The 10,261-nt window shown below is 64.8% G+C and carries 11 protein-coding genes; 6 read left to right on the forward strand and 5 right to left on the reverse strand.

Annotated elements, in window-relative coordinates; translation table 11 throughout:
• Positions 1-106: 106 nt before the first annotated feature.
• The 5 genes from VFZ20_RS30390 to VFZ20_RS30400 all read left to right on the forward strand — a co-directional run bounded on the left by VFZ20_RS30390 (position 107) and on the right by VFZ20_RS30400 (position 5,715).
• Positions 107-724 carry a hypothetical protein gene (locus VFZ20_RS30390; RefSeq protein ID WP_329687726.1) on the forward strand — a complete coding sequence of 206 codons (618 nt, stop codon included), beginning with the start codon at positions 107-109 and terminating at the stop codon, positions 722-724.
• A 449-nt stretch (positions 725-1,173) separates the two neighbouring features.
• A complete protein-coding gene (locus VFZ20_RS33010) occupies positions 1,174-1,914 on the forward strand; it encodes an RHS repeat-associated core domain-containing protein (protein ID WP_414682961.1) in 741 nt (246 codons plus the stop codon).
• 986 nt (positions 1,915-2,900) lie between these two features.
• Positions 2,901-4,046 carry an RHS repeat-associated core domain-containing protein gene (locus tag VFZ20_RS30395; protein WP_329687727.1) on the forward strand — a complete coding sequence of 382 codons (1,146 nt, stop codon included), beginning with the start codon at positions 2,901-2,903 and terminating at the stop codon, positions 4,044-4,046.
• Entirely contained in the window at positions 4,043-4,351 is a 309-nt protein-coding gene (locus VFZ20_RS32850; protein WP_349264149.1) for an immunity 53 family protein, read from the forward strand. Before VFZ20_RS30395 ends, VFZ20_RS32850 begins: the two co-directional genes overlap by 4 nt.
• Before the next feature lie 914 nt (positions 4,352-5,265).
• A complete protein-coding gene (locus VFZ20_RS30400) occupies positions 5,266-5,715 on the forward strand; it encodes a hypothetical protein (RefSeq protein ID WP_329687728.1) in 450 nt (149 codons plus the stop codon).
• Between the two features lie 389 nt (positions 5,716-6,104).
• Here VFZ20_RS30400 and VFZ20_RS30405 read toward each other — a convergent pair whose 3' ends face one another.
• The 5 genes from VFZ20_RS30405 to VFZ20_RS30425 all read right to left on the reverse strand — a co-directional run bounded on the left by VFZ20_RS30405 (position 6,105) and on the right by VFZ20_RS30425 (position 9,229).
• Complete coding sequence (locus VFZ20_RS30405; RefSeq protein ID WP_329687729.1) at positions 6,105-6,731, reverse strand: hypothetical protein; 627 nt, start codon at positions 6,729-6,731, stop codon at positions 6,105-6,107.
• Positions 6,728-7,189, reverse strand: a complete 462-nt coding sequence (locus VFZ20_RS30410) for an HIT family protein (protein WP_329687730.1) — start codon at positions 7,187-7,189, stop codon at positions 6,728-6,730. Before VFZ20_RS30410 ends, VFZ20_RS30405 begins: the two co-directional genes overlap by 4 nt.
• A gap of 5 nt (positions 7,190-7,194) precedes the next feature.
• Positions 7,195-7,692, reverse strand: a complete 498-nt coding sequence (locus VFZ20_RS30415; protein ID WP_329687731.1) for a PAS domain-containing protein — start codon at positions 7,690-7,692, stop codon at positions 7,195-7,197.
• Positions 7,693-7,940: 248 nt separating this feature from the next.
• Positions 7,941-8,573 carry a response regulator transcription factor gene (locus tag VFZ20_RS30420; RefSeq protein WP_329687732.1) on the reverse strand — a complete coding sequence of 211 codons (633 nt, stop codon included), beginning with the start codon at positions 8,571-8,573 and terminating at the stop codon, positions 7,941-7,943.
• On the reverse strand, positions 8,570-9,229 hold the full coding sequence (locus VFZ20_RS30425; RefSeq protein ID WP_329687733.1) for a sensor histidine kinase: 660 nt from the start codon (positions 9,227-9,229) through the stop codon (positions 8,570-8,572). Before VFZ20_RS30425 ends, VFZ20_RS30420 begins: the two co-directional genes overlap by 4 nt.
• 329 nt (positions 9,230-9,558) lie before the next feature.
• Between VFZ20_RS30425 and VFZ20_RS30430 the strand changes: the two genes are divergently transcribed.
• Positions 9,559-10,239 (forward strand): GntR family transcriptional regulator, encoded by a 681-nt coding sequence (locus VFZ20_RS30430; protein ID WP_329687734.1) that lies wholly within the window; start codon positions 9,559-9,561, stop codon positions 10,237-10,239.
• The last annotated feature ends 22 nt before the right edge of the window (positions 10,240-10,261 follow it).

Consider the following 10,261-nt stretch of genomic DNA (forward strand, 5'->3'; position numbering starts at 1 on the left):
AGGGCCGTAGTCACCGGCCCGAAGCCCCTGCTGTTCAACGTGAGAATATCTACCACGCCATTCACTCTGAACCCCGACGCTGCGGCCTTCCAACCGAGACTTTTCGATGACGAGCGCGAACCGACAGGCACAGACGATATGGACCTTCCTTTGGGTTCCCGTCTTTTTAGCACAACTGCTGATTGAGCGGACGGATTTCTCCGCTTTGTGGCTGGTCAGGGTTGTTGCAGCATTCCTGCAAGCATTCGCCATTGTGCTTCCGATCATTCTCCTTGTTCGTCTCTTCAGGACCCCGTGGAGGACATGGCGACGTGGTTCGTTGATACTCTTCGCGCTCTACCTTCTCATGCTGTCGACCGCCTTGCATCACGTGCAAGCCATACGGGGGCTCTTCAGTGACAACGTGGCATTTTCTCTATATACCTTTGCCCACTGGACCAGTGTCCTTCTCACGTCAGTCGTTGCTCCGGCGGCATTGCTGCTAATGTTGTGCTTGTGGATGGCTGCCCATCATTCGCGCTGGCAGGCACTTGACGTCATGGCCATCCTGGTGGGCCTTGGAGTTATCGTGCTGCTCTGCTTGCAGAACACGTCTGCACACCCATTTGACCGTATTCATGAAGATTTAAGCAATGGATGGCATTACGTGACGTGTGTCTTCCTTCCGATTGCACTGGCGGTGGCCGCGTTCATCCACTGGGGGCGCACGCTGCGCCCCGGCTGATTTGTGATGAGACGCTTACGCAGTTCGTGTGGGCGGGTGGCATCGGCCTCGCGGCGGCCTGAACGCGTATGGATTTGCTGACGGCGATGCGCACGCGTCGCGACAGCGTGTGCAACAACACGAGCCACGCGTCGTTGGGCACGTCGGGGCTGGACGCCACGAACGCCAGCGGTGACATGTATCGGGTGAGCTGCTTTCACGCGGGCGGCATCGACAAGCCGCTGCTCATCACCAAGGAGGGCGTGGAGAGCGTGGTCCCGCGCGACACGTGGCGGGGCCAGTTCCACGCTGGGACGTCTCCGACGACGGGCGCCGTGCGCGATTGTCAGCAGGGCGGCCAGACCGGCTGCCTACTCATTGCCTGGCCCGGATGGAAGACGTCGGCGTCGCACTCGTGGGGCGAAGAGGGCCCGGACATCGTGGGGTGGTACGGCGGCCTGGTGGACGGGATGCGGGATGCCAGCGGGCAGATGTACATGCGCAACCGCTACTACGACCCGGCGACGGGCCAGTTCACGCAGACCGACCCCATCGGCCTCGCAGGCGGGATGAACGCGTACGGGTTCGCGGCAGGGGACCCGGTGACATACGGTGATCCCTACGGGTTATGCAAGGTTGAGCTTCAGTACACCCCGGCTGGGGGCGTTGGGCTGCACACTACTCTCATTACTACGTCGCCGGACGGGAGTAGGCGATTCTGGAGTGGAGGCGCCGGACACGATCGGAATCAACTCTCGGGGGGATCGGCCGGATCGGCGGGATCATCCGTCGAGAGCTCCTCTGGGGAAGGCGGTCAGAATTTGAACAGCTCTAGCCCTCATGGCGGAACTGATAGTAATGAGAACGGCGGTAGTTTCTACGGAAATCTGAGGGTGAGACGTGGGACGTTGCGATCGAATAGTCGTGAAAATCAACCGGACGCCCCAAGGACGGTTGTGCGCGATGACAGGGCTTCGTGCGACCAAGTCAACAGCGCGTTCGATGCAGCTGCAGCGCGCATCGAAAACGCGCAAATCGCATACAACCCATTTATCCGAAATAGCAACTCTGCCGCTCATTACTTGCTCCAGAGCGCTGGAATCAGCGCACCAAAGTATAGCTGGAGAGTCGTGGGATGGAGCGCTAGCCCGTTCCAGGCCCATGAGTGGCCGCCGGCAGTAAACTTGGCAGTGGGACTAGGAGCCCATTGAGAGTAAGCACAAGTTCTGGAGGCGCGTCTTCGGTGGCTGGGCTTCGTCGGACGAGATGCGCGTTCCGATGCCCAGTCACGGAACCCGAGGAGCCACGCTTCCGATGTCCTGACTCATTATTGTGAAGGGAGCATGACTGCGTTTCGGGGTGTTGGTCAGGCGGTAACGATCTCCAAAGGAGAGGCTTATGTCTCGTCGCCCGTTGGTTACTCTCTTGAGCGTCGTGCTCCTGACGGTTGCATCAGGAGCCGCGGTGTCGTTGGGACTATTCAGGCACCGCACTACTCCGGCGGAACTCGAGACGTTGTTCCGTGATCGGATTCCACTCGGATCGAGCAGCCAGAGGGTAGAGGCGTTCCTGGATTCAGTGGGGGTTCAACACAGTGAGTATATCGCTCCTGAACGAGAGATTTTTGGGATATGGAGGAGAACCTCGGTGGGCCTGGTCAGCGAGAAGGCGATCGAGGCGCGTTTCTGGTTCGATGAAAACCGTCGCCTGGTCAGGTATCAGCTTGAGGAGGTAAGAATCGATTTGTGATTCGCAGCACAGGATCACCGGACACACGGGTGGTGCCAAGTGCTCGCGATATCCCATCTCGCATCATGGGAACACGGAGGTGAGTTCTTTCCGCTCTATGCAGCGCGGGAATCAACACCTTATTACAAACGTAGCCCTTCCCGGATAGCCGCCGCACGAAGCGCGTGGACAGCATCCTGGGCGCGGTGCTGGCGCAGGAGGCGTACACGTACGCTGCCCGCGGCAAGACTACGTTCGTGAGCGGTGAGGTGAGCGAGGAGCAGACGCACTTCTACAACTGGTACTCCGGGCTGGGCAACCTGGTGGGGACGGACTGGGGCAACCCCAACGATCCCACGCGGCTGACGGAGGTGTACGTGGCGGACGGGATGGGCAACCGGCAGCACGTGGACGCAGGACGGCTCGTTCATCGAGTATCGCTACGACCCGCTGGGGCGGCGCATCATGGATGCGCACGCGGCGCGACAGCGTGTGCTTCAACACGAACCACGACTGCGAGAGAACGCTCACGCGCTTCGTCTGGGCCGGCGACCAGCTGCTGTGGGAGCTGCGCGTGCCCGGCGGCAACGACATGCAGGTGGGACCCTCGGGGCTGGACGCCACGAGCGCGAGCGGCGCCATGTACGGCCGTGTGAGCTACTTTCACACGGGCGGCATCGACAAGCCGCTGCTCATCACCAAGGAGGGCGCGGAGAGCGTGGTGCCGCGCGACACGTGGCGCGGCCAGTTCCACAAGGGCACGTCACCGGTGATGGGCCTCGTGCGCGACTGTCAGCAGGGCGGCCAGACGGGATGCCTGCTGATCGCATGGCCGGGATGGCGCACGACGGCGACGCACGCCTGGGGCGACACGATCGCGCCGGACATCGACGTGTGGTACGGCGGCCTAGTGGACGGGATGCGGGACGCGAGCGGCCAGATGTACATGCGCAACCGCTACTACGACCCCGCCACGGGCCAGTTCACGCAGACCGACCCCATCGGCCTCGCGGGAGGCCTGAACGCCTACGGCTTCGCAGACGGTGATCCCGTCAGCTACTCGGATCCATATGGGCTTTGGGCCAACTGCATAGAGGGGCGAACAGAACATTGTCCGATCAAGCTCGAGACAGTGACAGTCTGTGCAGGCTGCGATTCCGAAGCGACCCAATTTTGGGCTGACAAGTTTGTTGCTACTGATAATCTTGCCGCGAAGGCTGGCTATGCAGTGATGGGAGTGCTCGCAGCCTGCGGGGAGTCGCCGTGCCTGCACAACATCATGAGCCTATATGGTGCAGGGAGTGGCAATTCTCCCGGGCTAACAACGCAACGGATTGGAGGGGGCCGTGGAAACAATAATCTTCAGCCGCACCCGAAGGCGGATGGACCCCATTCCGTATTTCGGCCGAACCCCAGTGGGGGCACTGGACACTATGAAACGTTCAGGCCACAACCCAATCCACGCAATCCTAATCCTTGGCAATCGGTCAAACGCTTCGACGGAACGGGTAAAGCACACTTTGACAAGACGACCGGACAAAGTGTGCCCACTCCACATGTTCACAACAACCGTACAGGAAGTACGAGGCCACCCCGAGGCAATGAGGTCCCGTGACAGAAATCAATCTCCTCAAGGCGCTCGAGGAGTGGTACGCCGCCCAAGTCAACGGCGACTGGGAGCACACATTCGGCGTAGAAATCTCTACGCTCGACAATCCTGGATGGTCGGTTGCGATCGACCTGCGATCTACAGAACTCGAGAATCAACCAATGATCAAAGTTCGGATCGAACGTACTGAGACAGATTGGTTTGAATGCCGAGTCGAATCGAATGTATTTAGAGGTTTCGGAGGCACTTGCAACCTGAGAGACATCGTTTCGGTGTTCCTGAGATGGAAGGCGTCCCAGCCGGGATCTTAGCGCGACCTGAAATGAACACGTGGCACTACAGTTAGCCTCAACGGCAACGGCGCATAGCTTACGCGTCCACTGGCTCAGCACTACCTCGACGCCCAGAGAAGCACTCCTGTGTTCCCGTGGGTTACTCCGCCTGTCGACGAGGGAATGTATTGTGGCAAGGTTGGCTGCTAAGCTAAGGAGAACAACATGCGAGCGCTCTTCCGGATCGCGGTGACCACGGCGTTCGTGTTCTCTGCAATGACCTTCTTTCACCTCAACGGGAGTGGTGCGTTCTGGCACGTGTTCAGCCGTGGGCCGTTCGCCGGCCGAGAGTGGTTCACTCGAACTGGGTGGCGGTGTCGGAATCTGGCGCTCCTCTGCATCGCGCTCGCTGCCGTGTTGATGTTCTTGGAGTAGGAGTAGCGTGGTCGAGTGGCCGGCATTCAGACGAACGCGGCGCACTCGTGGGCGGGCCGTAATGGGCCGGACCATGCCTACTTTTCCGCTTGGGAGCGGCAAGATCCTTATAAGCAAACAACTTGGACGCAGGGGCCTTCCTCATGACTGCCGCCCACGAGATGCTGGCCCATGTCGGGACAGACCGCGATGACCGACGACAGTCCTCGGATCGTGCGGATTAACCGCGGATTGTGGGCCAGCTTCCTGAGGGCCACCGCGCGTCGGCCCCGTTGTGGGGAATACGAGATTCGGAGGCAGCAATGGTGAATCGGCGCATCCGCACACGCGTGCTGGGAATTGTGGTGATCCTTGGGTCCATGTTACCGGTAAGCTGGGGGTGTGCGGCGGGAGACCCGCAGGGAGAAACCCAAAGGCAGAAGGATGACGCGTCCTTTCTGGCTCCCCGGGCCGACACTGGAATTGACCTGAGGGTCCTGCTGCGCCACGACACGATTTCGGCCGGAGGGAGAGTTCCGGTGGAGGTACTCTACTTTGTGGTCAACGGTGTGGGTATGACATCATTCGACAACCACCCCGGACGCTTCACCTTCACTGTCACCACGGATGAGGGTGCCCCCGTCCAGCCCTCATCCGCGAGCAGTCCCATCCTGACGGTTGAGGGCTCGCGGGTGGAGATAGTTCTCCCAGCGGGCGCTATCCTCGGCCAAGTTCAGGATCTTCGCTGTATCGTCCAAGGACGGTATGTACCGAACTCCACGCGCCGGCTTTCGTGTGTGGCCTCCTACGACTTCACGCGTCCCGGTACCTACCGAATCGTGGTGAGGTATCGCGGGCGTGATGACTATGGCGGGGATTTCGACAGCCTGACCGCCGCGGCTGATTCGGGAAGGATCCGGTTCCCGGTAGATCCTGTTGCCGAAGGATTGCGGCTCGCCGATACGGCGACGCTTGTCGTAGTGCGCTGACGAGATCATCTACGCACACACATCCCTGAGCTCAGCCCGCATGATTTCCACTTTTCCGAAGCTCACCGCTGCCGCCGGTGAGCTTCGCTGCATACGGCCGTACTCCGCGGCTGTTATCTCGACCCGCGGGGCGGCGCATCATAGAGCGCACGCGGCGCAAAGGAGATCCTTCGGTCGCGCCCATGGGCCTGTGAGCGGGCAAGCCCTGCGCGGGCGCTCCCTCAGGGAATCAACACCTGTGCGCATTTCACGGGGATTCGGCATGACAGCGGGGCCGGGTCACGCTTCACGGTTTTACGAAAAAACATCGAGGAGCAGAATCCCGGGGGACTCTGCTCCTCGAATGCTTTCACGCCGATCGATCCGCCGCCGCGGACCAGGCCCGGCGGCTACGGCTGCTGCACGCGGACGGATTCCATCAGCCGGCGGGCGATCGCGGGGGCGTCCTTCTCCGGCCCCAGCACCTGCACCTGCCACAGCGTGCGCCCGCGCAGCAGCGTAAGGATCTCGCCGTGCGCCGGGCGGCCCTCCACCTGGAACGTGGACGTCGTCCGCACGGCGGGGATGCCGGAGACCTCCGTCCGCGCGTGCGCGTGCCGCATCTGCGTGACGGCGGGGTTGCCGCGCATGGCGTCGATGGCCCCCTGCGCGCTCCCCTCCAGGTCCAGCGGCACGCCCGCGTTGAACTCCGTGCGGGAGACGCGCATCTCCGTCTGCCCCGCGTTGCGGCCGTAGCTCTCCATCTTCTGGATGGCCGTGCGCATCTCGTCGGGCACGGGGATGGTCACGGCGCGAAATCGCCCCGGCGACGACACCGTCAGCCCCAGCACCTCCTCCGTGCGCCACTCGCGCGCCAGCACCTCGCGGGCGTCGGCGCGGGGGCCGGCGCCGCCGGGGAGCAGGCGCGTGATGACGATGAACCCGATCACCGCGCCCACGACGGCGATAGCGATGCGGGTCATCTTGCTGAGCGGCGTGGTCTTGTGCGCCTGCGTCGATTCGGGGAGCTGCGTCATTCCGGTGCTTCGGGAAGTGCGAGGTGCGCGCGGATGCGGCCGGCCAGCGCGTCCAGCGCCGATCGGTTCGCCGCGCGTCCAAAGTGGTTGAAGAGCTTGCCCGCGTACGCCCGCAGCACGGCCGGCAGGTCGCCGCGGGCGCGGGGGATGACGTGGACGTGCACGTGCGGCACGTGCTGTCCCGCGGCGGGGCCGTCGTTCACCACCAGCGTGCCGCCCTGCCGCGGCAGCCCCGCCGCCGCCTGTGCCTCACCGACGCGCACGGCCAGCTCGAACAGGGCCGCGCGCTCGTCGGGCGGCAGCTCGTGCAACTGCACGGCGTGGCGGCGCGAGGCCACCAGCACGTGGCCGGGGCGCACGGGGTGGATGTCCATGAACACCACGCAGCGCGCGTCCTGGTGAACCATGCTGGCCGGCGCCTCGCCGTGGGCGATGGCGCAGAACAGGCAGTCCGCCACGCGCGTCAGGCGGCGTCCAGGTCGCGGACGATGATGATGCCGCGGTCCTCGCTGGCGATGAACGTCATCGACACCTGCACCAGCCGCTCGCCCCCACCAAAGCGGAACACGTAGCGAAAGCGCGCCACGCCGTCGCTGCCGTCCTGGATCATCGTGCGAAAGCGGCCCTCGAAGTCGCGCACGGAGGTGCACGGCGCCACGTCCTGGAAGAAGTTGCGCCCCAGGACGTCCTCTTCGCGCATGCCACTGTACGCCGTCTCGAACGCGTTGAAGCGCTGGATGACCCCGTCGCGGTCCACGGTGATGAAGCCGAACGGCAGCCGATCGTAGTCCGAGGGCCCCAGCTGCAGCAGGTTCTCCACGGGGACGATGCCCAGGTCGCCGGCGCAGGTGGGGCAAAAGCCGATGGTCGGGCCGCTGCGGGGGCCCTCGGAGCCCAGCGTGCGGTCGCACAGGACGCAGGTGCCGCGGTCCGACAGGGGAGAGGGAGAAGTCGTGTCCATGCCGTGAATCTAGCATCCTCCCGCGTCGGTCGGGAGCCCTTTCCGCTCCGTCTGGTTTTGTCCGGCGTCCGTCGGGGCGTGCCTTTCCTGCATCTCACGCAGAGGGAGCAGGGGCAGCAGTCCCGCGACAGAAGCCGATTCTCACGCGGCGCCGCGGAGCCGCGGAGGGCTTCACCGCGCGATGAAGGACGCTGCGTCCTGCGCGGCCCTGCGTGAGAAAATGCAGCAACGGCCTGCTGAACCGGGACTCAGACGCGGCCGGCGCGGTGCTCGCGGAGGAACCACGCGGTCGCTTCCGTCCGGTTCCGCACGCCCAGCTTGAGGTACAGGTTCTGGAGGTGGAACTTGACCGTGTTGTCGCTCACGCGCAGGCGGCGGGCGATCTGCGCGTTGGTCAGGCCCTCGGCCACCTGCGCCAGGATCTCCCGCTCGCGCGGCGTGGGCGTGGACGCGTCCTGGGCCGGATCGCTCCGCATGAGCCACTTGCGCGCCGCCAGCGGAAAGACGAGCTGCCCGCGGCACACCTGGCGGATGCTGGCCACCGTCTGCTGCGGCGGCTCCGTCTTGAGCGCGAACCCGTCGGCCCCGCCCTCCAGGGCCGCGCGCATGCTCTCGCCGTCGCCGTACGCGGTCAGGATGAGCACGCGCACGTCCGGCTGCTCGCGCTTGATGGCCTCCAGGCAGCGCAGCCCGTTCATCTCGCCCATCTCCAGGTCCAGGACGACGACGTCGGGCGGATGGGCGCGCACGGCCTCCAGCGCCTGCCGCCCGTTGGTGGCCGTGGCCGTCACGCGCATGTCGGGCTCGCTCTCCACGAGGGAGCGCAGCCCTTCGAGCACCAGCTCGTGGTCGTCCGCCAGGATGATGCGGTAGCGGCTCACGCGCCCTCCCCCGCCGTCACGGGCACCTCGATGCCGATGGTGGCGCCGGCGCCCGGCGCGCTGCGCAGGCGAAAGCGCCCGCCGATCATCTCCACCCGGTCGCGCATGCCCCGCAGCCCAAAGTGCTTGCCCTCGTCCAGCATGCCCTCGGCGCGAAAACCGTTGCCGTTGTCGCTCACGCTCATCCGCAGCCGCGGCTCGCCCCCGCGGATCACGGGGCGCAGGCGCACCACCACCCGGTTGGCGCCGCCGTGGCGATACGCGTTGCTCAGCGCTTCCTGCAGCACGCGGTACAGGCCGATCTTGACAGGGACGGGGATGTCGGGCAGCGCGCCGCGCACGTCCAGCGACACCTGCGTGTCCGTCATGGCCTCGTGCTGCAGCAGCAGGCCCTCGAGGATGGGGACGAACCCGCGGGCCTCCCACTCCGGCGGCCGGAACGCACCGATGAAGCTGCGCACCTCGTTCAGCCCGCCTTCCAGCAGCTGGCGGATGCGCCCGATGCGGTCCTCGGCCGCGGGCGACATGCAGCGGTCCGCTTCCAGGGCGCGGCGCAGCAGGTCCAGCTGCGACAGCGCGGCGAACATGTGCTGCACGGGACCGTCGTGGATGTCCAGCAGGATGCGCTGGAGCTCCCATTCGGTCACCTGCATCATGCGGTGCGAAGCGCTGATCTCGCGGGCGGAAGGCATGGGGGCGGGAGAAGAAGTGCCAAGTGCCAAGTGCCGAGTGCCGAGTGCCGAGTGCCGAGTGCCAAGTGCCAAGTGCCAAGTGCCGAGTGCCGAGTGCCAAGTGCCAAGTGCCAAGTGCCAAGTGCCAAGTGCCAAGTGGCGCGCGTCCAGGCACCTGGATGGAGCTGCATTTCACTTGGTACTTGGGAACTTGGCACGTGGTACTTTCCCTTCACAACCCCCGGCGGTTGCGGGCGTCCGGGCGACGGGCGATCTTTGTCCGCTCAGGTGTGACTCTCACCGCCCCATTTCGCATGACCGAGATCGTCAGCGCGCTGGACCGGCCCGGAGGCCGGCCCATTACCCGTGTTCCGCTCCGCGACCAGGTGCACCACGCCATCGTGGACCGCATCCTTCGCGACGACCTCAAGCCCGGCGCCCGCATCAGCGACACGGCGCTGGCGCGCGAGCTGGGGGTGAGCCGCACGCCCATCCGCGAGGCGCTGCTGCGGCTGGAGCGCGAGGGCTTCCTGGAGGCCGACGTGGGTCGCGGCTTCTTCGTCAAGCCGCTCAGCGAGCGCGAGGTGCGCGAGGCGTACCCCGTGCTGTGGACGCTGGAGGTGCTGGCCCTGCGCACGGCCGCCCCCCTCACGCCGGAGCGGCGCGCGCAGCTGGACCGCATCAACGCCGAGCTCGAGGCCGAGCAGGACCCGGAGCGGCGCATTGACCTGGACGGGGCGTGGCACCGCACGCTGCTGGAGACGAACGGCAACGAGTACCTCATGTCGCTCATCGGCACGGCCAAGGCCGTCATCCGGCGATACGAGTACGCGTACATGCAGAACGCCGGCTACATCCCCGTCAGCACGCGCACGCACGAGCAGATCGCCGAGCTGGTCTCCGACGGCCGCGTGGACGAGGCCGTGCCCCTGCTGGAGAACAACTGGCGGTTCACCATGCAGAGCCTGACGGACTGGCTGCGGGAGATCGTCTGAACGGCAGTGCGAAAGTGCGAAA

It is taken from the genome of Longimicrobium sp. (assembly GCF_036280135.1).
Classification (GTDB): Bacteria; Gemmatimonadota; Gemmatimonadetes; order Longimicrobiales; family Longimicrobiaceae; genus Longimicrobium.

What these genes read in the sequence shown, in the direction of transcription:
- VFZ20_RS30405 (WP_329687729.1), bottom strand. Translation starts at nt 6,731, where the DNA reads ATGACGCAGCTCCCCGAATCGACGCAGGCGCACAAGACCACGCCGCTC.
- VFZ20_RS30430 (WP_329687734.1), top strand. Translation starts at nt 9,559, where the DNA reads ATGACCGAGATCGTCAGCGCGCTGGACCGGCCCGGAGGCCGGCCCATT.
- VFZ20_RS33010 (WP_414682961.1), top strand. Translation starts at nt 1,174, where the DNA reads ATGCGGGATGCCAGCGGGCAGATGTACATGCGCAACCGCTACTACGAC.
- VFZ20_RS30415 (WP_329687731.1), bottom strand. Translation starts at nt 7,692, where the DNA reads ATGGACACGACTTCTCCCTCTCCCCTGTCGGACCGCGGCACCTGCGTC.
- VFZ20_RS30390 (WP_329687726.1), top strand. Translation starts at nt 107, where the DNA reads ATGACGAGCGCGAACCGACAGGCACAGACGATATGGACCTTCCTTTGG.
- VFZ20_RS30425 (WP_329687733.1), bottom strand. Translation starts at nt 9,229, where the DNA reads ATGATGCAGGTGACCGAATGGGAGCTCCAGCGCATCCTGCTGGACATC.
- VFZ20_RS30395 (WP_329687727.1), top strand. Translation starts at nt 2,901, where the DNA reads ATGCGCACGCGGCGCGACAGCGTGTGCTTCAACACGAACCACGACTGC.